This window comes from Sphingomonas folli (genome assembly GCF_019429525.1).
Classification (GTDB): domain Bacteria; phylum Pseudomonadota; class Alphaproteobacteria; order Sphingomonadales; family Sphingomonadaceae; genus Sphingomonas; species Sphingomonas folii.
The window spans coordinates 383,237-408,308 of record NZ_JAHXZL010000004.1 but is presented as its reverse complement, the minus strand read 5'-3'; the positions used below and the strand labels follow the sequence as shown (position 1 = coordinate 408,308).

At 72.0% G+C, this 25,072-nt stretch carries 20 protein-coding genes; 13 read left to right on the top strand and 7 right to left on the bottom strand.

The features are described 5' to 3' along the window. The first annotated feature begins 207 nt into the window (after nt 1–207). The 4 genes from KZ813_RS08790 to KZ813_RS08775 all read left to right on the top strand — a co-directional run bounded on the left by KZ813_RS08790 (nt 208) and on the right by KZ813_RS08775 (nt 6,193). Nucleotides 208–1,200 (top strand): glycoside hydrolase family 43 protein, encoded by a 993-nt coding sequence (locus tag KZ813_RS08790; RefSeq protein ID WP_219754578.1) that lies wholly within the window; start codon nt 208–210, stop codon nt 1,198–1,200. Nucleotides 1,201–1,327: 127 nt separating this feature from the next. Beyond that, nucleotides 1,328–4,135, top strand: coding sequence for a TonB-dependent receptor (locus KZ813_RS08785; RefSeq protein ID WP_219754577.1), 2,808 nt, complete (start codon nt 1,328–1,330; stop codon nt 4,133–4,135). Nucleotides 4,136–4,323: 188 nt separating this feature from the next. Then, nucleotides 4,324–4,665, top strand: coding sequence for an SWIB/MDM2 domain-containing protein (locus KZ813_RS08780; protein ID WP_219754576.1), 342 nt, complete (start codon nt 4,324–4,326; stop codon nt 4,663–4,665). A gap of 118 nt (nt 4,666–4,783) precedes the next feature. After that, the gene (locus tag KZ813_RS08775) at nt 4,784–6,193 is read left to right on the top strand and encodes a M20/M25/M40 family metallo-hydrolase (RefSeq protein WP_219754575.1); all 1,410 of its coding nucleotides are present in this window, start codon (nt 4,784–4,786) and stop codon (nt 6,191–6,193) included. 212 nt (nt 6,194–6,405) lie between these two features. Here the strand turns inward: KZ813_RS08775 and betI are convergent, their stop codons facing one another. Next, a complete protein-coding gene (gene betI / locus KZ813_RS08770; RefSeq protein ID WP_219754574.1) occupies nt 6,406–6,981 on the bottom strand; it encodes a transcriptional regulator BetI in 576 nt (191 codons plus the stop codon). Nucleotides 6,982–7,029: 48 nt separating this feature from the next. On the opposite strand from betI, the gene KZ813_RS08765 reads away from it, so the two are divergent. Further along, a complete protein-coding gene (locus tag KZ813_RS08765; RefSeq protein WP_219754573.1) occupies nt 7,030–8,205 on the top strand; it encodes an aromatic ring-hydroxylating oxygenase subunit alpha in 1,176 nt (391 codons plus the stop codon). A gap of 198 nt (nt 8,206–8,403) precedes the next feature. After that, complete coding sequence (locus tag KZ813_RS08760) at nt 8,404–10,032, top strand: phytoene desaturase family protein (RefSeq protein ID WP_219754572.1); 1,629 nt, start codon at nt 8,404–8,406, stop codon at nt 10,030–10,032. On the opposite strand, the gene KZ813_RS08755 is transcribed toward KZ813_RS08760, so the two are convergent. Further along, a complete protein-coding gene (locus KZ813_RS08755) occupies nt 10,004–11,314 on the bottom strand; it encodes an amino acid permease (RefSeq protein WP_219754571.1) in 1,311 nt (436 codons plus the stop codon). The genes KZ813_RS08760 and KZ813_RS08755 overlap by 29 nt on opposite strands. Here KZ813_RS08755 and KZ813_RS08750 point away from each other — a divergent pair. Then, on the top strand, nt 11,313–12,908 hold the full coding sequence (locus KZ813_RS08750; protein WP_219754570.1) for a tetratricopeptide repeat-containing sulfotransferase family protein: 1,596 nt from the start codon (nt 11,313–11,315) through the stop codon (nt 12,906–12,908). The genes KZ813_RS08755 and KZ813_RS08750 overlap by 2 nt on opposite strands. Before the next feature lie 112 nt (nt 12,909–13,020). Here the strand turns inward: KZ813_RS08750 and KZ813_RS08745 are convergent, their stop codons facing one another. Further along, a complete protein-coding gene (locus KZ813_RS08745; RefSeq protein WP_219754569.1) occupies nt 13,021–13,449 on the bottom strand; it encodes a GAF domain-containing protein in 429 nt (142 codons plus the stop codon). Between the two features lie 165 nt (nt 13,450–13,614). Between KZ813_RS08745 and KZ813_RS08740 the strand changes: the two genes are divergently transcribed. Continuing rightward, a complete protein-coding gene (locus tag KZ813_RS08740; protein WP_219754568.1) occupies nt 13,615–16,137 on the top strand; it encodes a hybrid sensor histidine kinase/response regulator in 2,523 nt (840 codons plus the stop codon). Nucleotides 16,138–16,287: 150 nt separating this feature from the next. On the opposite strand, the gene KZ813_RS08735 is transcribed toward KZ813_RS08740, so the two are convergent. Beyond that, nucleotides 16,288–16,626 (bottom strand): hypothetical protein, encoded by a 339-nt coding sequence (locus KZ813_RS08735; protein ID WP_219754567.1) that lies wholly within the window; start codon nt 16,624–16,626, stop codon nt 16,288–16,290. Nucleotides 16,627–16,839: 213 nt separating this feature from the next. Here KZ813_RS08735 and KZ813_RS08730 point away from each other — a divergent pair, with 213 nt between their 5' ends. The 5 genes from KZ813_RS08730 to KZ813_RS08710 all read left to right on the top strand — a co-directional run bounded on the left by KZ813_RS08730 (nt 16,840) and on the right by KZ813_RS08710 (nt 22,230). Next, on the top strand, nt 16,840–17,190 hold the full coding sequence (locus KZ813_RS08730; RefSeq protein WP_219754566.1) for a hypothetical protein: 351 nt from the start codon (nt 16,840–16,842) through the stop codon (nt 17,188–17,190). A gap of 138 nt (nt 17,191–17,328) precedes the next feature. Further along, nucleotides 17,329–18,021: an HAD family hydrolase gene (locus KZ813_RS08725; protein WP_219754565.1), complete on the top strand. Its 693-nt coding sequence runs from the start codon at nt 17,329–17,331 to the stop codon at nt 18,019–18,021. Nucleotides 18,022–18,232: 211 nt separating this feature from the next. Next, nucleotides 18,233–19,897: a GGDEF domain-containing protein gene (locus tag KZ813_RS08720; RefSeq protein WP_219754564.1), complete on the top strand. Its 1,665-nt coding sequence runs from the start codon at nt 18,233–18,235 to the stop codon at nt 19,895–19,897. Between the two features lie 364 nt (nt 19,898–20,261). Next, complete coding sequence (locus KZ813_RS08715; protein WP_219754563.1) at nt 20,262–20,477, top strand: hypothetical protein; 216 nt, start codon at nt 20,262–20,264, stop codon at nt 20,475–20,477. Nucleotides 20,478–20,517: 40 nt separating this feature from the next. Then, nucleotides 20,518–22,230, top strand: coding sequence for an AMP-binding protein (locus KZ813_RS08710; RefSeq protein WP_219754562.1), 1,713 nt, complete (start codon nt 20,518–20,520; stop codon nt 22,228–22,230). Nucleotides 22,231–22,344: 114 nt separating this feature from the next. On the opposite strand, the gene KZ813_RS08705 is transcribed toward KZ813_RS08710, so the two are convergent. The 3 genes from KZ813_RS08705 to KZ813_RS08695 form a co-directional block, all read right to left on the bottom strand. Beyond that, nucleotides 22,345–22,893: a PilZ domain-containing protein gene (locus KZ813_RS08705; RefSeq protein ID WP_258046551.1), complete on the bottom strand. Its 549-nt coding sequence runs from the start codon at nt 22,891–22,893 to the stop codon at nt 22,345–22,347. A gap of 80 nt (nt 22,894–22,973) precedes the next feature. Beyond that, nucleotides 22,974–23,216 (bottom strand): DUF2312 domain-containing protein, encoded by a 243-nt coding sequence (locus KZ813_RS08700; RefSeq protein WP_219754614.1) that lies wholly within the window; start codon nt 23,214–23,216, stop codon nt 22,974–22,976. Nucleotides 23,217–23,568: 352 nt separating this feature from the next. Beyond that, entirely contained in the window at nt 23,569–24,909 is a 1,341-nt protein-coding gene (locus KZ813_RS08695; RefSeq protein ID WP_219754561.1) for a metal-dependent hydrolase family protein, read from the bottom strand. Between the last annotated feature and the right edge of the window lie 163 nt (nt 24,910–25,072).

Genomic DNA, 25,072 nt, shown 5'->3' with positions numbered 1-25,072 from the left:
CCCGAACTCGGACGTGAAACCCGACCGCGCCAATGGTACTACTGCCTAAGCAGTGGAAGAGTAGGTCGCCGCCAGGCATTGAAGCCCGCGCGCTCACATCATCCCATCCCTCAAGAACCCATTCACAACGTCCTGCCGCGCCGAGCGGTATCGCCGTCGCGATCCGTCCGCTTGCGCCGAGAGCGACAGGCGGGCCAAGGTCCGACCATGCGCCCGCTCCATCGCCCGACCGCCATCCTCGCCTGTCTCGCTGCCACCGCCGCGAGCGACGTGCCCCAGCAGCCGCTGCTCGGCTCGGGACCCGACCCTTATGTCGTCGCGGACGGCGGCTGGTATTATTTCATGGCGACGCGCGGCGACCGGCTCGCGATCCGCCGTACCCGCGACCTGTCGCACCTCGCCGACGCGCCCGAGCGCACCGTCTGGCAGCCCCCCGCGCGCGGCGCCAACGCGCGCTCGATCTGGGCGCCCGAGCTGCACCATATCCGCGGTCGCTGGTACATCTATTACACCGCCGCCGCCGACGACCACGACGACGACGCCCACCGCGGCGTCTTCGTGCTCGAGAATGGCGCCGCCGACCCGCTCGGCGGCAGCTGGATCGATCGCGGTCGGGTGAACACCCGGCTGCCGGGGCTCGACGGCACCGTCTTCACCGCGCGCGGCCGGCTCTGGTTCGTCTACTCGGCCTATGACGGTCCCGACAGCGTCCTCGCCATCGCGGCGATGCGCGATCCCTGGACGCTGGAGGGACGCGAGACCGTGATCGCGCGCCCCGATCGCGCCTGGGAGCGCCAGGGCGGCCGCCAGATCCTCGAGGGCCCGGCCTTTCTCCAAGGCCCGCGCGGCGACCTCTATCTCGCTTACTCGGGCAGCGCCTGCTGGTCCGACGGCTACGCGGTCGGGCTGCTCCGCGCCGCGCGCGGCGCCGACCCACTCGACCCGCGCAGCTGGACCAAGGCCCCGCGCCCGATCCTCGCCACCACGCCGGCGGCGAAGGTCTATGCGCCCGGCCACAACGCCTTCTTCCGCGCCGCCCCGGGCCAGACCTGGATCATCTATCACGCGAACAGCGCGGCGGGGCAGGGGTGCACCGCCGGCCGCGCCCCGCACGTCGCGCGCGTGCGCTGGGACGCGAGCGGGACGCCGACTGTCCCCCTCTCGGCGACCGCGACCCCGCCGACCCCGCCGCGCGGCTGAGCCCGATCCTGCTTCAGGTCAGCGACGTCGAGGTGACGCTTCGTCTATTTGTCTGATAAGTACAGTGACATAGCGGGCGGCGGCGCGAACGCGCGTGCGGCTCGACGACGAGGTCAGGAGAGGTCCCATGCGTACGAAGCTCGCGCTATCCGTCTCGCTCGGCGCGCTGGTCGCCGCCGCTCCCGCGCTCGCGCAGCAGGGTAACACGCCCCCCGGCGCGCGCCCGGCATCGCCGTCGACTGACGCCGCGGCGCCGCCCGCGACCGATGTCACGCCGCCGCCCGGGGCCGACGCCGCCACTTCACCGCCGGCCGCACCCGACGCGGCGACGACCGGCGACGAGATCGTCGTCACCGGCATCCGCGCCAGCCTCGCGCGCGCCGCCGAGATCAAGCGCTCGGCGCCGCAGGTGGTCGACTCGATCGTCGCGCAGGACATCGGCAAATTCCCCGATCCCACCACCGCCGCCGCGCTCCAGCGCGTGCCCGGCGTGCAGGTGACGGTCGGCGGCAACAATGAGATCGTGAGCCCGCTGGTGCGCGGCCTACCCGACATCCTCACCACGCTCGACGGGCGCGAGATCTTCACCGCCGAGGGGCGCGGCTTCGCGTTCCAGGACCTGCCCGCCGAGGCGGTGGCGCGGGTCGACGTCTTCAAGTCGAACACCGCCAACCTGATCGAGGGCGGCGTCGCCGGCACGATCGACCTGCGGCTCAACAAGGCGTTCAACTATACCGAACCGACGATCGCGCTGAGCGGCAAGCTGAACTATCCGTCCAACGCGGAGAAGCTCGGGCCGCAGGTCAGCTTCCTCGCGACCGACCGCTGGGACACCGGCATCGGTGAGATCGGCGCGCTGATCAACCTGTCCTGGTACGACATCCCCTATAACCGCCCGTATAATTACGTCGCCGACCGCCGCTCCGGCGCGGGTGGGCCACAGGGTGCGAGCGGGCTGCTGCTGCCGATCTCCACCGGCGGCCTCAACGAATATGGCCGCTACCAGCGGCCGCAGGCCAATGCGTCGCTGCAATGGCAGGCGAGCCCCGCGCTGGAGGTCTATGTCGACGGCCTCTACTCGGCCTATCGCAGCAAATTCACCACCGGCTTCTACGAGTATCGGCTCGGCACCGCGGCGAGCGTCACCGGGGTCGATCGATCGGACCATTGCTTCACCGCCGCTGTCGGGCCCGACGGCTTCAACCCCAACGCGACGACGAACGCGAGCCAGATCACGCAGCAGAACCTGTGCGCGTTCGACGGCGCGACCTTCAACGACCTCGAGGCCTTCACCTCGACCCAGGCGCACGACAATCGCACCGACACCTGGCTCGCCGCGGGCGGCTTCCGCTTCGATCAGGGGCCGGCGAAGGCTAGCCTGGACCTCAGCTACGAGCGGTCGATCACCAACAACGCCAATTTCATCGTCGACATCGGCAAGCGCGTGCCGAGCGTCACGCTGGGGCTGACCAACGGCGACCAGACCGCCGCGGTCAGCGCACCCAACAACCCGATGGCGGACCCCGCCGGCTTCACCTTCATCAACGCGCTGTTCCAGGATTATTCGCGCGCCAGCGGCGGGCTGTTCGCGGCCAAGGCCGACGCCAGCTACGAGTTCGACTCGATCCTCAAGACGATCGAGGTCGGCGGCCGCTACGCCGATCGCACCGCCAATTTCCAGCAGGTGCAGCTCGGCGTGTCGCCGCCGCCGGACGGTGCCTCATTCGTGACGCCGATCACCGCGACCGAGCTGCCGCTCGAGCGCGCGCCCGGTATCCCGCAGATCAACAACGGCGCACCCTTCCTGCTGCCGTCGCGCGACTATCTGCTGTCGGGCGCGGGGCAGGAGTCGCTGCGCGCCTTCTTCGGCGCGCCCGCGGGGCAACCGGCATTCGACCCGACGAGACGCTTCGACGTCGCCGAGAAGAGCTACGCCGCCTACGCGCAGGCGGGCTACGAGGTGCCGTTCGGCGACGGGCCGGTGGTGCTCGACGGTCGCCTGGGCGTTCGCCTGAGCAAGACCGACCGTGAGATCAGCGGCACCGGCGTGGTGAGCGGCGCGCCGGTCACCACCACCTCGAAGACGAGCGACACCGACTGGCTTCCCAACGCCAGCGCGCGGCTCCAGCTCGGCGGGGGCCTCCAGCTCCGCGCGACCTATGCCAAGACGCTGGCGCGGCCGGCGTTCGGTTCGCTCAACCCGGGGCTCAACTATATCGTCTCGACCAATCCCAACATCCGCAACAGCGGATCGGGTGGCAACCCGCTGCTCCGGCCGCAGAAGTCCGACAGCTACGATGCCACCGTCGAATATTATTGGAAGGACGGCTATCTCGCGATTGCGGGCTATTATCGCGACATCACCGACCGAGTCCTCAACGCCACCACCGCGGAGGTGATCGCCGGGGTCACCTACAATATCGCGCGCCCGCGCAACGTCGGCACCGCCAAGCTGAAGGGGATCGAGGTCAGCGCACAGACCTTCTTCTCCTTCCTGCCGGGCGATCTCGCCGGCTTCGGCGCGTTCGGCAATTTCACGCTGGCGGACTCGGAGGTGGGCGGCGACGATCCACTCGCGGGCTATGCGCTCCAGGGCGTGTCCAAGTACAATTACAACGCCGGCCTGCTCTATGACCGTAAGGGCATATCGGCGCGCCTCGTCTACACCTATCGCTCGAGCTATTTCGACGAGGACCGCACCGGCACCGGCGATGTCCGCCCGGTCGATACGCCGGTGTGGCTCAACTACGTCCGGCCCAACGGCCGGCTCGACTTCAGCCTGGGCTATGATGTGACGAGGAACGTGACGGTGACCGTGGAGGGCAGCAACATCCTGCGCTCGCGCTACCGCAGCTACATCAACGAGGATTATCTCTGGCGCGACACGCGCACCGACGACAGCCTGTATGCGGTGAGCGTCCGGACCCGCTTCTGAGCGGGCGGTGCCGCCGCGCCCGCGATGGAAGTGGCGGCGTACCGAGCGATAATCGCGCCGAGCGGTGTCGTAAGGTCACGAGACGCATCGTTTCACTTGCAGCGGCGTTGGCTCCGTGGGCAGAGTAAGCACGCAGAGCATCGGCCGATGCGCCGTGGGGACCCATTCTGCGGAAAGAGGAGAGTGTGATGGCACGATCAGCGGAGAAGCGCGGCAAGGACGAGACCGCCGCGGCCGAGAAGAAGGTCAAGTCGACCGGCAAGGCCGCCGGCGGCGCACGCGGCGGCATCACGGCCCCGGTCACCCCGTCGCCCGAGCTCGCCGAGATCGTCGGCAAGAACGACCTGCCGCGCAGCGAGGTCGTCAGCAAGGTCTGGGAATATATCAAGAAGCACAACCTTCAGGACGAGAAGGACAAGCGCCAGATCAACGCCGACGCCAAGCTGGAGAAGATCTTCGGCAAGAAGTCGGCGAGCATGTTCGAGATGAACAAGCATCTCAGCGCGCATCTCAGCGCCAAGAAGGCCTGATCCCGCCGGTCGCCGGGCCGCGCATCGCCCACGCGATGCGGCCCGGCGCAGCGATCCCGCTTGCGTCCGCGGGGCCGCGCGATACGCTTTGTCCTCCAGTGACAAAGGGGCATCGTGCATGGCGATCGGGCGCAATCTCTTCCTTCTCGGCGCGACGCTCGCGCTGACGGCTGCGCCCGGCACGGCACAGACCCCGCCGAGCGACACGGGCGCGATCGGTTCGGACGCGCAGGCACTCGGCATCGCGAAGCGCGCGATCGCCTTCCGCAGCGTCGCGGGACCCGGCAACCAGACGCCGCAGCTCGCCGCTTACCTCAAGTCGGTGCTCGTCGCCGGCGGGTTCGCCGATGGCGACGTCACGATCACCCCGGTCGACGACACCGCCTATCTGGTCGCGCGCTGGCGCGGCAGCGACCCCGCCGCCAAGCCGCTGGTGGTGTCGGGCCATATCGACGTGGTCGAGGCCAAGCCCGCCGACTGGCAGCGCGACCCGTTCACCCCGGTGGTCGAGAACGGCTATCTCTACGGCCGCGGCGCCACCGACATGAAGCTGGACGCCGCGGTGGCGATGACCGCACTGCTACGGATGAGGCGGGAGGGCTACAAGCCGCGCCGCGACATCGTGCTCGAGTTCTCGGGCGACGAGGAGACGCGGATGAAGACCAGCGCGCTCATCGCCGAGCAGCTGAAGAACGCCGAGCTGGTGATCAACATCGACGGCGGGGGCGGGCGGTTCGCCGAGGACGGGAGGCCGCAGTTCTTCACCTGGAACGGCGCCGAGAAGACCTACGCCGACTTCGAACTGACCGTCACCAATCCCGGCGGGCATAGCTCCGCGCCGCGGCCGCAGAACGCGATCAACCAGCTCTCCGCCGCGCTGGTACGGATCGGCCAGTACCGCTTCACCCCGCAGCTCTCCGACGTGACGCGTACCTTCTTCCGCGAGGCGGCCAAGCAGAAGACCGGCGAGCTCGCCGCGGCGATGCGCGCCTTCGCGGAGAACCCAAGGGACGAGAAGGCCATCGCGGTACTCGCCGCCGACCCCGCCTATGTCGGGCAGATCGGCACCACCTGCGTGTCGACGATGGTGTCGGGCGGGCACGCGCTCAACGCGCTGCCGCAGCGCGCCACCGCCAACATCAACTGCCGCATCTTCCCCGGCGTGAAGCCGGCGGACGTGATGGCCACGCTGAAGCAGGTCGCCGCCGAGCCGGCGCTGACGATCCGCGACGTGAGCGAGGGCTCGGTCGCCAACGACGCCTCGCCGATGCGCCCCGACTTCGTCGCGGCGGTGACCAGGGCGGTCGGCAAGGCCTGGCCCGGCGTCCCGGTCTTCCCCAGCATGTCGGCGGGGGCGAGCGACAGCATGTGGTTCCGCTATCACCACGTGCCGAGCTACGGCGCGAGCCCGACCTTCATCAAGGAGTCGGACGATTTCAGCCACGGCCTCAACGAGCGGACCGAGGTGCGCAACATCGCGCCGGGTATCCGCTACTACGTGTCGCTGTTCGGCGACCTGGCGAAGTGAGGCCGAGGGTGGCCCATCGGTGTGATCAGCCGCCTGGGCGGGTGAGTAGTCGAGTCCGGATGATACGCTCCGCCTGACCTCATACCGCCCCGGCGAACGCCGGGGCCCAGTTGGGGGACGCCGCTTGCTCCCACGACGGACTTCCCCACTGGACCCCGGCGTGCGCCGGGGTGGCGGGACATTAGAGTCGCCGGACGCGCGCACCCCCTCCCTCACACACCCGCCAGATACTCCGCCACCACCGCGCGCGCCTCCGCCGCCGAGAACGCCCCCGGGGACAGGCACAGCTCCAGCCACAGCCCGTCGACCAGCGCGGTGAGCCCCACCGCCGCCAACCGCCGCCGATCCGCCGCCACGCCCGCCTCGCCCAGCAACCCCTCCAGCCGCGCGCGATAGCCGGCATAGTGGCGCGCGTGGCTCGCCTGCATCGCCGCGCCGCCCTGCGCCAGGCTCCAGAAAGCGATCCAGGTCGCCAGCAGCGCGGGGTCGGCGATCGGGGCCGCGAAGCTGGCGTCGAGATAGGCCGCCAGCCGCGCGCGCGGCGACTCGCCCGCCGCCGCCACCGCCGCCTCCAGCGCCTCGCCGACGCGCGCGGCGACATGGTCGTAGGTCGCCTCGACCAGCCGCTCGACCCCGCCGAAATGATGCGTCACTAGCCCCGGCGACACCCCCGCCGCCGCGGCGATGATGCGCACCGACGCCCCCGCCGCGCCGCGCGTCGCCAGCACGCGCGCGGTCGCGTCGATCAGCTCGGCGCGGCGTGCCTCGGGGGCAGCGCGCTTGCTCACGCCGCCACGTTGTTATACGCTCGTGCAACAACCACGTGGAGGGCCTCCATGCATCGCTCGACCGATCTGCCTTACGCCGATCCCGACGCGGATTGGAGCCTGCCCGGCTGGCTCTACACCGACCCCGAATATTTCGCGCTGGAGTGCGCGCGCGTGATCCGCCCGTCGTGGCAGATCGTCTGCCACGAGAGCGACATGGCCGAGCCCGGCGCGTGGCGGACGCTCTCCTATCTCGGCGAGCAGCTCGTCGTCGTGCGCGGGCAGGACGGCGCGGTGCGCGGCTTCCACAACGTCTGCCGCCACCGCGCGATGCGGCTGGTGGAGGGGGCGAGCGGCTGTGCCAAGAAGCTTGTCTGCCCCTATCACGCCTGGGTCTACGAGCTCGACGGCCGGCTCTCGGGCGTGCCGATGAAGCGCGACTATCCCGCCTTGCGGGTCGAGGAGAACGGGCTCGCGCCGGTCGAGGTGGAGGTGTGGCGCGGCTTCGTCTTCGTCCGGCTGGAGGACGACGGCGGACCGAGCGTCGCGACGATGATGGCGCCCTATGACGCCGAGGTGGCGCCCTACCGCTTCGAGGAGATGCGCCGGATCTCGGACGTGCGCGAGCGCGAGCGGCGCGTGAACTGGAAGAACGTCGGCGACAATTACTCGGACAACCTCCACATCCCGGTCGCGCATGACGGGCTGACGCGGCTGTTCGGCAAGAGCTACGCGATTGAGGCGGCGGGCTGGGTGGACCGCATGTCGGGCGAGCTGGTCGACCGCCCGTCGAGCGACCCGTGGGAGCGCTTCTACCAGGCGCATCTGCCGCGCGTCGACCATCTGCCCGCGGCGAGCCAACGGCGCTGGCTCTACTACAAGCTCTGGCCCAACATGGCATTCGACATCTACGCCGACCAGATCGACTTCATGCAGTGGCTGCCGCTGACGCCGACCACCAGCCTGTTGCGCGAGATGGCGTTCGCGCTGCCCGACGCCCGGCGCGAGATGAAGCTGGTGCGCTACGCCAACTGGCGGATCAACCGCACCGTCAACGCCGAGGACACCTGGCTGATCGAGCGCGTGCAGGAGGGGATGGCCTCGTCGAGCTACACCGCGGGGCCGATCGGGGCGAGCGAGGTGTGCCTGCGCAGCTTCGCCGCCAAGATCCGCGCGCGCATCCCCGAGGCGCGCCAGCACCGCGCCCCGCCGCCGGGCTGGTCGCGGCGGGTGCGCGGGGTGTGAGGGGGCTGCCGTGGGTGGGCACGGGCGCCCTTCACCACATCCGCGGCGTGATCCTGAACTCGTTTCAGGATCCACCGCGCCGCGCGAGCCGAAGCAGCTGAGTGTGCGGGGCAGTGCCTCGAGACAAGCTCGAGGTGACGCCATGAGTAAGGAAGCGTGGCGACGAGGACGTCGGTACGACACGAACGAGGGGGCACCATGACGCAGCGCTACGACGCCATCATCATCGGCGGGGGTCACAACGGCCTCGTCTGCGCCTTCTATCTCGCGCGCGCGGGGCTCAAGGTGCGCGTGCTCGAGCGGCGCCACGTCGTCGGCGGCGCGGCGGTGACCGAGGAGTTCCACCCCGGCTTCCGCAACTCCACCGCCAGCTACACCGTCAGCCTGCTGCGCCCCAAGGTGATCGCGGACATGCGGCTGCACGACCGCGGCTATCGCATCATCGAGCGCACGATCAGCAACTTCTTTCCCTTCCCCGACACCTATCTCACGCTGGGCGGGGGCACGCAGCGCACCCAGGCGCAGTTCGCGCGCTTCAGCCAGCGCGACGCCGACGCCTATCCCGCCTATGACGCCGCGCTGGAGCGCGTCGCGCAGGTGTTGCGCGACCTCGCGCTCGAGATCCCACCCAACGCGGGCGGCGGGCTGCTCGAGCTGGTCAGCGCGGCGCGCCAGGCCTGGCCGCTCGCCAGGCTCGACATCGCCGCGCAGCGCGACCTGCTCGACGTCTTCACCAAGTCGGCGCGGGACTTCCTCGACGGCTGGTACGAGGACGATCACGTCAAGTCCGCCTTCGCCTTCGACGCGGTGGTCGGCAATTACGCCGGCGTGTCGACGCCCGGCTCGGCCTATGTGCTGCTCCACCACGTCTTCGGCGAGGTGAACGGCAAGTACGGCGCCTGGGGCCACTCGGTCGGCGGCATGGGCGCGATCACCCAGGCGATGGCGGCGGCATGCCTCGCCGAGGGCGTCGAGATCAGCCTGGACGCGCCGGTCGCGCGCGTGCTGGTCGACGGCGGACGCGCCGCCGGCGTGGTGCTGGAGAGCGGCGAGGAGATCGCCGCGCCGGTCGTCGCCGCCAATGTCGGGCCGGCGATGCTGTACCGCCAGATGGTCGCCGGCCACGAGCTGCCCGAGGATTTCCGCCGCCGCATCGCTGGGTTCAAGACCGGCTCGGGCACGTTCCGGATGAACGTAGCACTCAGCGAGTTGCCCGACTTCACCGTGCTGCCCGGGCGCAAGCGAGCCGAGCATCACACCGCCGGGATCATCATCGCCCCCGGCATGGACTATATGGACCGCGCCTATGACGACGCGCGCGTCCACGGCTGGTCGCGCCAGCCGATCGTCGAGATGAAGATCCCCAGCACCGTCGACGACAGCCTCGCGCCGCCGGGGCAGCACGTCGCGAGCCTGTTCTGCCAGCAGTTCGCGCCCGAGCTGCCCCCCGGTCCCGACGGGCAAGCGCGGAGCTGGGACGCGGTGCGCGAGGAGGTGGCCGACCACATCATCGACACCGTCACCGCGCACGCGCCCAACTTCAAGGCGAGCGTGATCGCGCGCCAGATCCACTCGCCGCTCGACCTGGAGCGCAAGTTCGGGCTGATCGGGGGCGACATCTTCCACGGGCGGATGAGCCTCGATCAACTGTGGTCGGCGCGCCCGGTGCTCGGCCACGGCGACTATCGCGCGCCGATCCGCGGCCTCTACCTGTGCGGCTCGGGGGCGCACCCGGGCGGCGGGGTGACCGGCGCGCCCGGCCACAATGCCGCGCATGCCATCCTCGCCGACCGCCGGCTCAGCGCGCGCTGGCGCCGCCGCGCCTGACCGCGAGATACACCGGCACGCCCGCGAGCAGCAGCACCAAGGCCCAGCCGTTCGCCTCCGCGCCGAGGCCATAGGAGAGCCAGCCGACGAACACCGCCGAGACCGCGCCCACGACGCGCGCGGCGGGATCGTCGCGCAGCAGCTTCACCGCGGCGAGCGCGCTGGCGAGATAGGCGAGCATGCCCGAGGCGAGCGAGACCGAGGCGACGAAGGCGAACAGGTCGCCCATGCCGCGCGTGAAATTGGCGAGCGTGACGGCGGTGACGAGCAGTCCGGCGACCAGGTGCGCGCGCGCGGGCGTGCCCTGCGCGGTCTCTCGCGCGAACCAGCGCGGGAACACCCCGCCGCGCGCCATCGCCAGCGGCACCTCGCCCTGGAGCAGCACGAAGCCGTTGAGTGCGCCCAGCGCGCTGATCGCGGCGAACAGCGCGACGACCTGCGCGACGCCGTCCCCGAAGGCGATCCCCAGGAACGCCGCGATCGGCGCGGGCGAGGCCGCGACCGCCGCGCGCGGCATCAGCGCGGTGATCGCGCTCGACACGACCAGGTAGATCACGCCCACTGCCGCGGTGCCGATCAGCGTGGCGCGCGGCACGGTGCGGCGCGCGTCGGCGACGCGGTCGGCCGGCACGGTCGCCGACTCGACCCCGAGGAAGCCCCAGAAGGTCAGCGCCGCCGCGCCCGCGACGCCCGTCACGCTCAAGGGGACGGCGACCTCGTGCGCCACCGCCGCGTTGCCCCGGGTCAGCAGCAGCCAGCCGGCGAGCAGCACCACCGCGGCGAGCGGGACCAGCTTGATCAGCATCGTCGCCATCTGCAGCTTCACCGCACCGCCCACGCCGCGGACGTTGATCAGCACGACCAGCCATACCAGCCCCACCGCCGCGATCGCGGCGTGCGGCGCGAGCGCCGGGAAGGCGAGGCTGAGCGCGCTGACCGCCGCGACCGCGACCGCGCCATTGCCGGCCCAGACGAGCGTCCAATAGCTCCACGCCGTGGCGAAGCCGATCACGGGGCCGAAGGCGGCGTCGGCATAGGCATAGGGTCCGCCCGCGCGCGGGATCGCGGCGGCGAGCCGCGCGAACACGAACGACAGCCCCATCGCGCCCGCGATCGTCACGATCCAGCCGAGCGTGGCGTTGGCGCCGAGCGGTGCCAGCGTCGCGGGCAGCAGGAAGATGCCCGAGCCGATCAGATTGCCCATCACCAGCGCGAGCAGCCCCCAGAAGGTGAGCGTGCGGCTTGATCGCGCGTCGTCGCCGTGATTGTCTCGGTCTTCCATGTCCCTCGTGTCTGTCCGCGAACCCCGGCGCCTGCCGCCCCTGCTAGTCGACGCGGCGCTGGCGCTCCACGACAATCGGCTGGAGATCGCCGAGCCGCTGCTCCGCCGCTATCTCAAGCAGGATCCGTTCGACGCGCGCGCGATCCGCATGCTCGCCGAGCTGGCAGGACGGCTCGGGCGCAACCGCGACGCCGAGACCTTGCTGCGCCGAGCGCTCGAGCTGGCGCCGGGCTTCACCGCGGCGCGCGCCAATCTCGCGATCGTGCTGTATCGCCAGAATCGCCCGACCGAGGCGCTCGCCGAGCTCGACTCCCTGCTCGCGGCCGAGCCCGAGCATCTCGGCCATGCCAATCTCAAGGCCGCGGCGCTGGGCCGGCTCGGCGGCTTCGAGGAGGCGATCGCGCTGTACGAGCGCGTGCTCGCCGCCGCCCCCGCGCAGCCCAAGGTGTGGATGAGCTTCGGCCACATGCTCAAGACGGTGGGGCGCCAGGCGGACGGCGTCGCCGCCTATCGGCGAGCGATCGCGCTTCGGCCGGTGCTGGGTGAGGCGTGGTGGAGCCTCGCCAATCTCAAGACGGTGCGCTTCGACGACACCGACGTGGCCGCGATGGAGCGAGCGCTGGCGGAGGCGAGCGAGGACGAGGACCGCTTCCACCTCGACTTCGCGCTCGGCAAGGCGTGGGAGGAGCGCGGCGACCCCGATCGCGCCTTCGCGCATTACGCCGCCGGCAACGCGCTGCGGCGGCGCGGGATCACCTATGACGCCGACGCCACCACGGCCTTCGTCGACGCCGGTGTCGCGCTCGCCGCGCCCGACTTCTTCGCCGCGCGCGCCGGCTGGGGCTGCCCGGCGCGCGACCCGATCTTCGTGCTCGGCATGCCGCGCGCGGGCTCGACGCTGGTCGAGCAGATCCTCGCCTCGCACAGCCAGGTCGAGGGGACGACCGAGCTGCCCGACCTGCCCGCGGTGGCGCGCCGCGTCGCCGACTATCCGAACGGCCTCGCCTCGCTCACTGCCGAGCGCGCGCGCGCGCTCGGCGAGGATTATCTGCGGCGCGCCGCGGTGCAGCGCCGCACCGATCGGCCGTATTTCGTCGACAAGCTTCCCAATAATTGGGCGCATGTGGCGCTGATCCGGCTGATCCTGCCCAACGCCACGATCATCGACGCGCGCCGCGAGCCGCGTGCCTGCTGCTTCTCCAACTACAAGCAGCATTTCGCGCGCGGTCAGGGGTTCAGCTACGACCTCGACGACATGGGACGCTATTACCGTGATTACGTGCGGCTGATGGCGCGCGTCGACGCGGCGCAGCCCGGCGCGGTGCATCGGGTGATCCACGAGCGACTGGTCGAGTCGCCCGAGCCCGCGATCCGAGCGCTGCTCGCGGCGTGCGGGCTGGACTTCGAGGCGGCGTGCCTCAGCTCTCACGCCACGGAGCGCGCGGTCCGCACCGCCTCGTCCGAGCAGGTGCGCCAGCCGATCTTCCGCGGCGGCGACCGCGCGTGGCGGCCCTTCGCGGCGCATCTCGCGCCGCTGGAGCGCGCCTTGGGAGAGGTGGTGACGTCCTATCCCGCGGCGCCGGCGGGATGGTGAGCGGCGGCGGTCAGGCGTCACCTACCCGTGTCAGGGCAGCGCGCGCGCCCTCGCGGACGCTGCCACGCGTTCAGGTCGACGCCGGGAAGGGGCTTCGACGAGGCACCGTCCGCTACGCCGCCAGCCGCGCCGCCGCCGCGCGCGCCAGTCGCTGGAGCGCGCGGCACTGCTGCTCGGGCGGCGCGGCGCGAGGGCTCTGGTCCACCGCGCACAGCATGCCGAACGCGGCCCCGGTCCCGCCGACCAGCGGCGCGCCGACGTAGAAGCGCACCGCCTCGGGCCCCTGCGCGATCGGCATGGCGGCGAACCGCGCGTCGGCCTGGAGATCGGGGATGCACAGCACCCGGTCGGACTGGGCGATCCCGTGCGCGCAGACGCACTCCTGCCGCTCGAGGCCGTGCAGCCGCGTGTTGAAGCGCCCCGCTACCCACATCCGCTCGTCGACGATGGTGACGAGCGCCGCGGGCGTGCCGATCAGCCCGGCGGCGGCGGCGGCGATCTCGTCGAGTTCCTCGGCGACGCCCTCCCAGTCGGCGCGCATTGGGTGTGCGACCGCGGTCGGCGAAGGCGAAGGGGCACGCGGGGGCGACCAGAGACGCATGTTCACTCGCCTGAGCAGGATCGCCCCGGCGTAGCGCGCGGGCGTGAACAAGCCGTTCCCGCGTCGCTATCAGGAAATTAACCACGTGCCGTTACGCCGGCCGCCATGCGCCGCTCGCCCGCTCTCGCCTCGCTCAAGGGCTCGGGACCCTCGCTCGTCGCCGGCTTCACCCTGCTGGTCAGCTGCGGCTGCAGCGCCGCGCTGCTGGCGGTGCAGAGCCGTTCGGCGTTCGGCTGGGTGCAGCACACGTACGAGGTCGGCGCCACGCTCGACACGGTGCAGATCCAGGCGATGCGGGCCGAGATCAACCGGCGCGGCTATGTCATGACCGGCGATTCGGCGCAGCGCGCGCTGTACGCGCGGTCGGTCGCGCGCGCGCGACCGGCGCTGGCGCGGCTCGAGCGGATGGTGGCGGACAATCCGACCCAGCGCGCCAACGTTGCCGCGCTGCGCGGCCAGCTCAGCGGCCGCTTCGACGAGATGGCGCTGGCGGTGCGCTGGCGCGCGGCGGGCCGCACCGCCGACGCGGTCGCGCTCACCGGCTCGGCGGCGGGCAAGCACGACACCGCGGCCGTGGTCGCCGCGCTCGACCGCGTGCGCGACGCCGAGCAGCGGCTGCTGGTGGCGCGTCGGGCGCGCACCGCGCGGCTCGAGCGGCTCGGCATCGCCACCGGGCTCGCCAGCGCCACGCTGCTGCTCGCGCTCGCCGCCTTCGTGTCGCGCGAGCGCCGCCGCCAGTTCGCCGACCTGGAGCGCGCGCACGTCCGGCTCGAACGCGACATGCGACTGCGCGAGCGCGCCGAGGCCGAGCTGGCCCTGCTCGCCGCCAACGCCACCGACGCGGTGATCCGGCTCGGGCGCGACGGCGTGTGCCTCTACGCCTCGCCCTCCGCGCAGGAGACGTTCGGCGCGCCGCCGGCGGCGCTGATCGGCGAGCCGCTCCATCGCTTCGTCCACCGCGACGACCGCGCCGCGGTGGCGGCCAGTTTCGCGCGGCTGGTCGCGGGCGAGGCGGTGCGCGACGTGGTGACGTGCCGCCAGACCCCGCGCGAGGGCGGGGACGACCAGCCCCCGCGGTGGCTCGAGGCGAGCGTCCGCGCCATCGTCGACGTGCCGGGGCGGCCGCCGCGCGGGGTGATCGCGGCGGTGCGCGACATCACCGCGCGCAAGCGCCTCGAGCTGGCACTGGAGGCGGCGCGCGCCAGCGCCGAGGTCGCGACCCAGGCCAAGTCGAGCTTCCTCGCCAACATGAGCCACGAGATCCGTACGCCGATGAACGGCGTGCTCGGCTTCACCGACCTGCTGCTCGCCACCGCGCCGACCGAGGAGCAGCGGCGCTACCTCGAGCTGATGGCCGATTCGGGCCGCGCGATGATGCGGCTGCTCAACGACATCCTCGATCTCGCCAAGGTGGAGGCGGGGGAGATGCGGCTCAGCGAGGAGCCGCTCGACCTGCGTCACGTGCTGCGCCGCTGCGTCGGGCTGATGACCGCGGTGGCCGAGCAGAAGGGGCTGGTGCTGCGGCTCGAGCTGGCGCCGGAGCTGCCGCCGCGCCTGCTCGGCGACCCATTGCGCTACCGCCAGATCGTGCTCAACCTGCTCGGCAACGCGATCAAGTTCACCGCCGCGGGGGAGGTGGTGGTGCGCGCCGCGGTCACGGGCGGGCGCCTGCGGGTCAGCGTCGCCGACACCGGGATCGGCATCGCGCCCGAGCGGCTGGGCGCGATCTTCGAGGAGTTCGCGCAGGCGGATCGCACCACCGAGCGGCAGTATGGCGGGACCGGCCTGGGCCTCGCGGTGAGCGCGCGGCTGGCGGCGCTGATGGACGGTGCGCTCGACGTCGCGAGCGTGCCGGGGCAGGGCGCGACCTTCACGCTCGACGTGCCGCTGCGTGCGGCGGAGGCGGCGGAGGAGCGCGCCGCGCCGGCGACGATGCCCGGCGGGACCGGCCCGGTGCGCGCGGCACGCGTGCTCATCGCCGAGGACCATGACATCAACCAGGAGCTGGTGCTCGCGGTGGCGCGCCAGATCGGGCTCGACGCGACGCTGGTGAGCGACGGCGACGAGGTGCTGCCCGCGGTCGCCGACGCGGCGGCGGCGGGGCGGCCCTATGCGCTGGTGCTGATGGACATGCAGATGCCCCGCGTGGACGGGCTCGAGGCGACCCGCCGGCTGCGCGCCGCCGGCCACGACGCCGCGACGCTGCCGGTGGTGGCGCTGACCGCCAACGCCTTCGCCGACGACATCCTTGCCTGCCGCGCCGCGGGGATGCAGGCGCACGTCGCCAAGCCGCTGCGCGCCGCGGAGCTGGCCGAGACGGTGCGCCGCTTCGTCGCGGCACCGACGACGCCGACGCCGCCGATGCACTCGGCGATCAGCCCGGCGCTGCGCGCGCGCTTCGCCGCCCGCACCGAGGAGACGCTCGCCGCACTGGAGGCGGTCGTCGGCGGCGCGGGCAGCACGGCGGAGGCGCTCGACGGGCTCCACAAAATGGCGGGGACGGCGCGGCTATTCGGCCTGGAGCGGCTCGGCGAGCTCGCCGCCGCGCTGGAGGAACGGCTGTCGGGAGGGGCGATCAGCGAGGAGGAGCTCCGGTCGGCGCTCTCGGACCTGCGGCGGGCGGCCTGAACGCTGTTCCCGCGCGTCCGCGCTGGCGGACGGGATTCTGAACAGACGGGGCGCTCCTGCGGGCGCAGGAACCCAAGGCCGCGAGTGTCACGCCTGTACCCTGGGCTCCGGCACTCGCCGGAGCACGGATCGATGGAGGTGAATCAGTCTCTAGTGATCGCCGTCGTCGGTCCCGGTGACCGGGTGCCCGTCGCCGCCGCTGCGGTCCTCGTCGAAGTCCTCGCCCGGGTTCCCGCCGCCGGCGCCGGCGCCACTGCCGTGCACCGCGCCGGTCGCGGGGTCGAACGAGGCACGCCGCCCGTTCTCGGGCGGGAGCGCGAGGTCGTCCTCGTCGACGCGTGTTCCCTGCGGTGCGACCGAGCCGGCCGGCATCTGCTCGCCGAGCGCGCGCTCGTCTTCACGGCTGTAGCCCTGCCCGAATTTGCCCTCGTCCTTGTCGAACGCGGGCTGGCGGCGATGGTGGGGATCGGTGTGGCGGTCGTCGGTCATGGTGGCATAACGCACCGCCTATGCGCGGCGATCCGCCGGGTCACGCGACATGGGTGACGCCAGCCCCATGTTCATCGCTCGGCAATGATGCTAGAGACTCGCAATAGCGATACGAGGAAGTAACATGAGCGACGCGACTCTCCCGCCGACGTCTACGGCGCGGCGACACGCGAGGCGGCTATCACGCCTGGGCGGGTCGTGGGAGCGGCGGTCGTGAGCGAGGCGGTCCCGCTTCCGGCCGTGCTGATCGTGCGGGCGGCGCGCTGCTGGCGACGGGCACGTGACTCGCACGACCCGGTGCAGCAGCGGCTTCACGCGCTGCTCGCGCCGCTCGGCTATGAGATGATGGCGCCCGTGATCGACAGCGTCATGACGCTGGGCGAGGCCTGCCTCGGCCGCCCCTTGTGCCGCGGCTGCCCGCTCGGTCCGGACGGCGACGAGGCGCTGCTGTGCGCATTGCTGGCCGACCCCGCGCGGCTCGACCGGCTGCCCTGCTGCCTTGGTCGGCGCGACCTGTTCGCCGGGGCGTTGAGCTCGGCACGGGTGATGGCCTCGCTGGCATGACCGCGGCGTCTTGTGCCGCTCGGGGAGGGGCGCTGCCGCTCGACCTGACGCGCACGCGGCTTGCCCGCGCGCCCGGCTGACTCGCGCGCCGCGCTGGCCTAAGCGCGGTGGCGGAGACCCGCCGATGAGCCCTGCGACATGACGATCGACCTCGTGTGCCTCGATGCCGACGACACGTTGTGGCACAATATGCGCTTCTTCGACGCCGCCGAGCGGGCGTTCGCCGAACTGGTCGCGCCTTTCGCCGAGGCGCCGGCGGCGCGCGCTCGGATGGAGGCGATCGAGGTGCGCAACCTCCAGCATTACGGCTATGGCGCGAAGAGCTTCACGCTCTCGATGATCGAGACCGCGCTCGAGCTCGCCGGCGACGACCTGCCCGCCGCCAGCGTGCGCCGACTGCTCGAGATCGGGCGGACGCTGCTCGACCATCCGGTCGAACTGCTCGACGGCGTCGCCGACACGCTCGAGCGTCTCGCTGCGACCGCGCGGCTGGTGCTGGTGACGAAGGGCGACCTGCTCCACCAGGAGGTCAAGCTCGCCGCCTCGGGACTGGGGCAGCTGTTCACCGGGGTGGAGATCGTCAGCGACAAGCGCGCCGACACCTTCGTGCGCGTGTTCCATCGCTACGGCTGCGCGCCCGGGCGCGCGGTGATGGCGGGCGACTCGATGCGCTCGGACGTGCTGCCCGCGCTGGAGGCGGGGGCGTGGGGGGCGTACATCCCGCAGCCGCTGGCATGGAGCCACGAGGCCGCAGCCGCGCCGGTGGAGCACCCGCGCTTCCGCCAGCTCGCACGACTGGGCGAGCTGCCGGACTGGATCGCGTCGCTCTGAGAGCGGGCGAGGGGTCGCGTCGCGCGTCGTCCCGTCCCGGCCGGCGGTCCGCTGAACCCCAACGCGTCGCTCGCCCCACCCGTCATGGCGACGCGCGATGTCGCGGCGCGCACCGCCGGCGACACGCGCCGCGCCTCGTCGCCGCTCCTGCCGCAACTTATGATCGCGCCGTTAACCTTCCCTTCGGGTTCGCGCTGCTAGGCCACCGCGCATGGACGGGGGGAACGTCATTCGCTGGATCGCGCGCGCGCTCACGCTGCTCGCCGCCTGGGTCTCGCTCGCGCCGCCCGCGGCGGCGTTGGCGGGCGCGCCGCTCACCACCTGCTACCGCCGCGCGCTCCCCGACGAGCGGGCCGCCGCGGTGCTCTCGCACCCGCGCGGCTTCGACTGCACCGGCGACCAGCGCGCCGCCGGACCGGGCGATTACTGGGTGCTCGCGCCGCGGCTGCCCGCGATGGCGACCGACTCGCTGATCCGCTCCGCCAGCGTGTGGCAGGACGCCGCGACGCTCCACGTGCGCTACGCCGACGGGGCGGTCCGATCGACCGGCTTCACCAGCGCCACCGCGTGGCAGCGGCTCAAGCTCGGCGCGGTGTTCGAGCTGGCGCTGCCGCCGCACCCCGCGCGCGCGACCGCTTTGCTGTGGCACGTCCGCGGCGCGCCGGTGACCCGCGGCATCGTCATCGACCCGCGCGTCGCCACGCCGGCGCAGTCGACCCGGATGGAGGTGGCGATGGCCGGCTTCTACGCCGCCTTCGCCGGGCTGTGCGTCGCGCTGCTGATGTCCAACCTCGCGCTCGGCGCGGCGCTGCGCCAGCGTTTCCACCCACCCTATTGCGCGATGGTGCTGTGCCTGCTGGCCTATGGCGTCAGCTCCTCGGGGCTGCTCGGCCAGCTCACCGGCATGGACAACAACCTGCGGCTGCGGCTCAACACCGCGCTGCTGTCGCTCGCGCTGAGCTTCGCGATCCTGTTCGCGCGGCGTTTCTTCCACCCGCGCGTGTTCGCCGGCTGGGTCGGGCGCGCCGCGACCCTGGCGGTCGGCGCGGTGCTGGTGACGGCGACGCTCTACTGCGCGCTGATGCCCTGGGCGGCGCACTGGCTAGACGCCGCGCTGACCGCCAGCTTCGCCGCCGCGGCGGCACTCGCACTGCCGCTGCTGTGGCGCGGCTGGCGCGCCGATACGCCGCACGCGCGCGTGTTCATGCTCGCCTGGGGCTCACCCTTCGTCCTCGCCGGGCTGCGCATCGCGCAGGCGGCGGGGCTGGTGCGCTGGAACTTCTTCATCGACAATTCGACGCTGCTGGCGATGGCGCTGGAGGCGTCGTGCAGCGCGCTGGTGATCGCGTGGCGGATCAAGCTGGTGGTGGAGGAGCGCGACGCCGCGCGCGAGCAGGAAATGCTGGCGCGGCTGCTCGCCGACAGCGATCCGCTGACGGGGCTGATGAACCGCCGCAGCTTCCTGCGCGAGGCGATCGGCCGCGCGGACGCGCAGCTGCTCGTCTTGATCGACATCGACCATTTCAAGCTGGTCAACGACACGCTCGGCCACGACGGCGGCGACGAGGTGCTGCGCACCTTCGCACGCGCACTGCTCGCGGTGGTGCCCGACGACGCGCTGGTGGCGCGCGTCGGCGGCGAGGAATTCGCGGTGCTGGCGCGCGCCGGCCTCGACGCGCTGCCCGACCAGATCCTGGGCGCGGTGCGCGCCGCGCGGATGCCCTTCGACCTCACCGTCACCGCCTCGCTCGGCAGCGAGCGCGGCACGATCGCGACCGAGGCGGAGTGGAAGCGGCTGTACCGCCGCGCCGACGACGCGCTCTACGCGGCGAAGACCGCCGGCCGCGACCGCGCGCGCTGGGCCGCGGCGGCGTAGGGAGAGGCAGCGGCGCCTTCCTGACGCCCCGGCTCGACACGGCTCCGATCCTCATTCGCGCGGGGCGGTGATCCATGAACGCCGACGTTCGGGCTCTATGCCATGGTTCCGCGGACCTGGATCCCTGCCTGCGCGGGGATGACGGGCCGTGGGCCGACGAATGGCGAAGGCCGGATGGGGCGAGGAGTATGTTCGGCCAAGACGAGCGGGCGGGAAGAAGGGCGGCCGGGTAAGGCAGGACAGCTTCCGACGAGAAGGCGATCGCCAAACGGCGAGACCCTCGCACCCGACGCTTCCTTACACCCCCGCTTCCCGCGCGGGCACACTCGCGCTAAACTCCCACCGCACGACGGAGAGTCCCGAGATGAGCCAGCCGCCCGACCTACGCCGTCGCCGCGCCGTGATCGGCGGCCTGGCGCTGCTGCTGCTCGCCATGGCGCAGCGGGAGACGCCGCTGATCGGCTCGATCACGATCCACGCCGAGGGCGCGCACCTGCCGCGCGTCTCGGCCGACGTGGCCCCGGCGCTGCGCCCGCTCGCCGCCGCGGTCGTGCTGCTCGGAGACTATCTGGTACGCTGACCGCTTGTCGCTGGCGGCGCGGTTGCTTACAGCGATGTCAATGACGGACGAGCACGCCTGGCAGGACGCCTATCGCCACCCGGTGCCCTGGGCCACCGGCTTCGCGCCGCGGTCGATGATCGACCTGTTCGACGATTCGGTACGCCAGCGCGGGCAGCGGCGCGCGATCGATTTCCTCGGTCGCCACTACAGCTACGACGAGCTCGCCGACGGCGTGCGCCGGGTCGCCACCGGCCTGGCCGCGCTCGGCTATGGCAAGGGCGATCGCATCGGGCTGTTCCTGCCCAACACGCCGCACTATCTCGCCGCCTATCACGGCGCGCTGCGGCTCGGCTGCACGGTCGTCAATTTCTCGCCGCTCTACACCGTCGACGAGCTGTGCCACCAGGTCGAGGATTCTGGCACGCGGCTGCTGTTCACGCTCTCCGCCACGGCGCTGCTGCCCAACGCGCTCGCGGTGCTCGACAGGAGCGGGCTGGAGCGGCTGGTCGTCGGCTCGGTCGCGGGCGTGCTGCCCGCGGCCAAGTCGGTCGCCTACCGCCTGCTCAAGCACCGCGAGGTAGCGCCGCGCCCCGCCGACGCGCGCGTGCTCGCTTTCTCGCAGCTGATCGCCAACGACGGCGCGCTGCCCCCCGCCGCGATCGCGCCCGAGCGCGACGTCGCGCTGATCCAATACACCGGGGGCACCACCGGGGTGCCCAAGGGCGCGATGCTGACCCATGCCAACGTCTCGGCCAACGCGCGCCAGGTCGCCTGCCTCGACCCGCACCCGGACCAGACCGACCGGATCCTCGGCGTGCTGCCGCTGTTCCACGTGTTCGCCAACACCTGCGTGATGAACCGGACGATCGTGACCGGCGGCGAGATGGTGCTGCTGCCGCGCTTCGACGCGGCGCAGGCGCTGGCGGCGATCGCGCGGACGCGGCCGACCTCGCTGCCCGGCGTACCGACGATGTACCAGGCGCTGCTCGACCATCCCTCGCTGGGCAAGACCGACCTCACCAGCCTGCGCGTCTGCATCTCGGGCGGGGCGCCGCTCAACGCCGAGCTGAAGACGCGCTGGGAGGCGGCGACGGGTTCGGCGCTGGTGGAGGGCTATGGCCTGTCGGAGAGCACCGGCGTGCTCACCACCAACCCCTATGATCCGCCGCAGAAGCCGGGGACGATCGGGCAGCCGCTGCCCTCCACCCGTATAAGGCTGGTCGACAAGGAGGACCCGACGCGCGCGGCGCCCGCGGGCGAGCCCGGTGAGATCGTCGCGCTCGGGCCGCAGATCATGGCGGGCTATTGGAACCGGCCCGACGCCGACGACACCACCTTCGCGCTCGACGCGCAGGGGCGGCGCTGGCTGCGCACCGGCGACGTGGGCTCCATCGACGCCGACGGCTTCATCGCCATCGTCGACCGGCTCAAGGACATGATCTCGGTCGGCGGCTTCAAGGTGTTCCCGAGCCAGATCGAGGCGATCCTCTACCACCACCCCGCGGTCCGCGAGGCGCTGGTGATCGGCATGCCCGACACCTATCGCGGCGAGGTGCCGCGCGCCTATGTCACGCTGACCGACGCGGCGGGCGCGGTCGAGGGCGCCGCGCTGCGCGACTGGCTCAACCCGCAACTCGGCAAGCACGAGCGGGTCGACCGGGTGGTGGTGCGCGCCGCTTTGCCCAAGACGATGATCGGCAAGCTCAGCCGCAAGGACTTGGTGGCGGAGATCCGCGCCGAGATGGAGTCGCCGCCAATCACGCCGAGCTGAGCGATCGCTACCTGGGCGAGGCGGCATCGAGGAAGGACGTGTTGCCGCGCACGCGGGGGCCCAGCGCCTCGAGCAACATCGCGCGCTCCCGCGCGTAGGAGAGGGTCGGTTCCCTTACTTCCCCCCGAGCGCCGCGCCGATCGCGTCGGCGGGGCGCGAGAGCAGGCCGTAGACGCCCTGCGCCGCGATCACCGCGAGCGTCACGCCGACCAGGGCCATGACGATGAACTGGAACGCCGAGGCGAAGGCGCGCGAGCGCTCCACCTTGCGCGCCATCTGCGCCTCATGCGCGAGGCGGCGCTCGGCGCGGCGCTCGCCCGCGTCCGGCTCGCTCTTCTGCTGCGGGCGACTGGCGAGCCGCGGCTCGTCGACCAGCGCCTTGACCGACAGCCGCTCCTGCGACTTGACGCCGAAGAAGCGGCCCTTGGCCCATTGCACGCGGCCGACGATCACGATCGTGCCGCGGCGGATCTCGATGTAGCTGCCCGGCTGCGGCGCCTCGTCGCTGCCGCCCATGAGCCCGCGCGACGAGACGTTGTGGATCACGACGTCGACCCATTTCGCCCCCAGCCGCATCCGCGACGGGATCAGGACCGTGATCCGCTCCTCGCGGGGGCGAAGGCCAGATTGTAGCGCCGCGAGCACCGTCGTCGCATTCCTCATCGCTGAACCAGGTGGCCGCTATGGCACCGGCCGGGCGAAGAAGGCGTTAACGCGACAGCGATCATGACCCGTTTCGGCGATCAGATCATGCCGAGCGCCTGCATATATACCTCGAGGATCGACTGTTCTTCTTGATATTCCTCGCGCTTTTTCTTCCTGATCTGCATTATCTTGCGCATCGCCTTGGCGTCATAGCCGCGGCTCTTGGCCTCGGCGAAGACGTCCTTGATGTCGTCGGCGATGCCCTTCTTCTCTTCCTCGAGCCGCTCGGCGCGCTCGATCAGCAGTCGCAGCTCGTCCGCCGCGACCGCGCCGCCGCCCATGCCCTCGCCCCGCTCTTCCGCCATGTCGCTGTATTCCTTGAGAGATGACGCCGCCCGCGGGCGCAGGCGAATCGCACTGCGGCGGACGGCGAGGTTCGACCCCGATCGGGTGAGGGGGCGCCTCTATCCGCGCGCGCGCGCCGGCTCAAGTGTGGCGGTGAGGACGCAGTCGGTAAGGGCGCCCGCGTCGCATGCGGTTCGCTCTCCCCCTCCCGTCCGGCTCTAGCAGCGATCGAGCCGGTCGGGAACGCGCGGCGGGAGCGCGCCGTCGGCGGCACCTTCCCGCCACGCCATCTCGATAGGCTCGGCGGCTACTCGACTCGAATAGACAGGGGAGAGCGGGCCGCTGCGCTCATTCGCCCTTCGCCACCACGCCGCGGTGCATGACGAAGGCGACCGCCTCGAGCCGGCGCACGTCGTCCAGCGGCGAGCCGGTGACCGCGATCAGGTCGGCGCGCTTGCCCGGCGCGATCACGCCCAGGTCGTCGCGGCCGAGCAGGTCCGCCGCCGCCACCGTAGCGCTGCGGATCGCCTGCGCCGGGGTCATGCCGAGGTCGACCAGATGCGCGAACTCGGTGGCATTGTCGCCGTGGCGCGAGACGCCGCTGTCGGTGCCGAACGCGAACTTCACCCCCGCCGCCCAGGCCTTCTTGTGGTTGGCATGGAGCGCCGCCGCCGCGGCCTCTGCCTTGGGGATGGTGGCAGGGGGCAGCGCGCCCGCGCGCGCCTGCGCCAGCGCGGCGAGCGGGGCGATCTCGGTCGGCACCAGATAGGCGTCATGTGCCTTGAACAGCCGGATCGTCTCGTCGTCGAGATAGGTGGCGTGCTCGACCGAGTCGACACCCGCCTCCAGCGCCGCCTTGGTCCCCTCGGCGGCGTGGCTGTGTGCGGTCGCCTTGCGTCCGAGCGCGTGCGCGGTCTCGACGATGGCGCGCATCTCCTCGGGCGTCATCGCGCGGCCGAGCCCGCCGGCGACGTTGGACAGCACGCCCCCGGTCGCGGCGAACTTGATCACCTGCGCGCCCAGCCCGACCTGCGCGCGGACCGCGCGGCGGCAGTCGTCGGGCCCGTCGCACACGTTGACCTGATGCGCGTGGACCGCCTCGGCCCATTCCTCGGCGAGCCCGTTGCCCGCGTCGCCGTGGCCGCCGGTGACCGAGATCATCGACCCGGCGTTGACGATCGTCGGCCCCGCCACGTCGCCGCGCTCGACCGCGTCGCGCAGCGCGCGGATGCCGCGCGGGTCGCCGCCGAGGTCGCGGACCGTGGTGAAACCCGCCTCCAGCGTGCGGCGCGCGTTGACCAACGCGGTCATCAGGTCGTCGGCCGAGTCGGTGTTGAGCCGGGTGAGCCGCTCGCGCAGCGGGTCGCCGCCGATGCCCCAGAGGTGGACGTGCATGTCGATCAGCCCGGGCAGGACGAAGCGCCGCGACAGGTCGATCAGCCGCGCGCCGGCGGGCGGCGGGACGAGCCCGTCGCGTACCTCGGCGATCACGCCGTCGCGCACGATCACTGTGCTCGGCCCGCGCGGGCGCTCACCGGGCCGGTCGAGCAGCTGGCCGGCGTGGACGTAGATCAGCACGGGCGCGGGCGCGGGGGTGGACGCGGTCGGGGTCGCGGCCGGAGCCGGCTGTTGCGCGCCGGCGCCGGCGGCGAGCGCGAGTGCGAGCGTGACGGCGAGTGTTCTCAGCATAAGGCCCCCTGTTATCGTGGGGCGAGGCTAGGCTGGCGCGGGGCGTTCGTCACGGGGGTGATGGTGGGTGAGCGACGCGACGCCTGATCCGAGCCCTGCCTCGTCATCCGCGCCGTGCCTCCTCAGCCGCGCCTCACCTCGTCGTGGCCGCGGTCCACATCGT

What these genes read in the sequence shown, in the direction of transcription:
- KZ813_RS08745 (WP_219754569.1), bottom strand. Translation starts at nt 13,449, where the DNA reads ATGCGCGCCGACTGGGAGGGCGTCGCCGAGGAACTCGACGAGATCGCC.
- KZ813_RS08715 (WP_219754563.1), top strand. Translation starts at nt 20,262, where the DNA reads ATGAGCCAGCCGCCCGACCTACGCCGTCGCCGCGCCGTGATCGGCGGC.
- KZ813_RS08705 (WP_258046551.1), bottom strand. Translation starts at nt 22,893, where the DNA reads ATGAGGAATGCGACGACGGTGCTCGCGGCGCTACAATCTGGCCTTCGC.
- KZ813_RS08725 (WP_219754565.1), top strand. Translation starts at nt 17,329, where the DNA reads ATGACGATCGACCTCGTGTGCCTCGATGCCGACGACACGTTGTGGCAC.
- KZ813_RS08780 (WP_219754576.1), top strand. Translation starts at nt 4,324, where the DNA reads ATGGCACGATCAGCGGAGAAGCGCGGCAAGGACGAGACCGCCGCGGCC.
- KZ813_RS08700 (WP_219754614.1), bottom strand. Translation starts at nt 23,216, where the DNA reads ATGGGCGGCGGCGCGGTCGCGGCGGACGAGCTGCGACTGCTGATCGAG.
- KZ813_RS08710 (WP_219754562.1), top strand. Translation starts at nt 20,518, where the DNA reads ATGACGGACGAGCACGCCTGGCAGGACGCCTATCGCCACCCGGTGCCC.
- KZ813_RS08790 (WP_219754578.1), top strand. Translation starts at nt 208, where the DNA reads ATGCGCCCGCTCCATCGCCCGACCGCCATCCTCGCCTGTCTCGCTGCC.
- KZ813_RS08760 (WP_219754572.1), top strand. Translation starts at nt 8,404, where the DNA reads ATGACGCAGCGCTACGACGCCATCATCATCGGCGGGGGTCACAACGGC.
- KZ813_RS08695 (WP_219754561.1), bottom strand. Translation starts at nt 24,909, where the DNA reads ATGCTGAGAACACTCGCCGTCACGCTCGCACTCGCGCTCGCCGCCGGC.
- KZ813_RS08740 (WP_219754568.1), top strand. Translation starts at nt 13,615, where the DNA reads ATGCGCCGCTCGCCCGCTCTCGCCTCGCTCAAGGGCTCGGGACCCTCG.
- KZ813_RS08765 (WP_219754573.1), top strand. Translation starts at nt 7,030, where the DNA reads ATGCATCGCTCGACCGATCTGCCTTACGCCGATCCCGACGCGGATTGG.
- KZ813_RS08720 (WP_219754564.1), top strand. Translation starts at nt 18,233, where the DNA reads ATGGACGGGGGGAACGTCATTCGCTGGATCGCGCGCGCGCTCACGCTG.
- KZ813_RS08735 (WP_219754567.1), bottom strand. Translation starts at nt 16,626, where the DNA reads ATGACCGACGACCGCCACACCGATCCCCACCATCGCCGCCAGCCCGCG.
- KZ813_RS08750 (WP_219754570.1), top strand. Translation starts at nt 11,313, where the DNA reads ATGTCCCTCGTGTCTGTCCGCGAACCCCGGCGCCTGCCGCCCCTGCTA.
- KZ813_RS08755 (WP_219754571.1), bottom strand. Translation starts at nt 11,314, where the DNA reads ATGGAAGACCGAGACAATCACGGCGACGACGCGCGATCAAGCCGCACG.
- KZ813_RS08775 (WP_219754575.1), top strand. Translation starts at nt 4,784, where the DNA reads ATGGCGATCGGGCGCAATCTCTTCCTTCTCGGCGCGACGCTCGCGCTG.
- KZ813_RS08785 (WP_219754577.1), top strand. Translation starts at nt 1,328, where the DNA reads ATGCGTACGAAGCTCGCGCTATCCGTCTCGCTCGGCGCGCTGGTCGCC.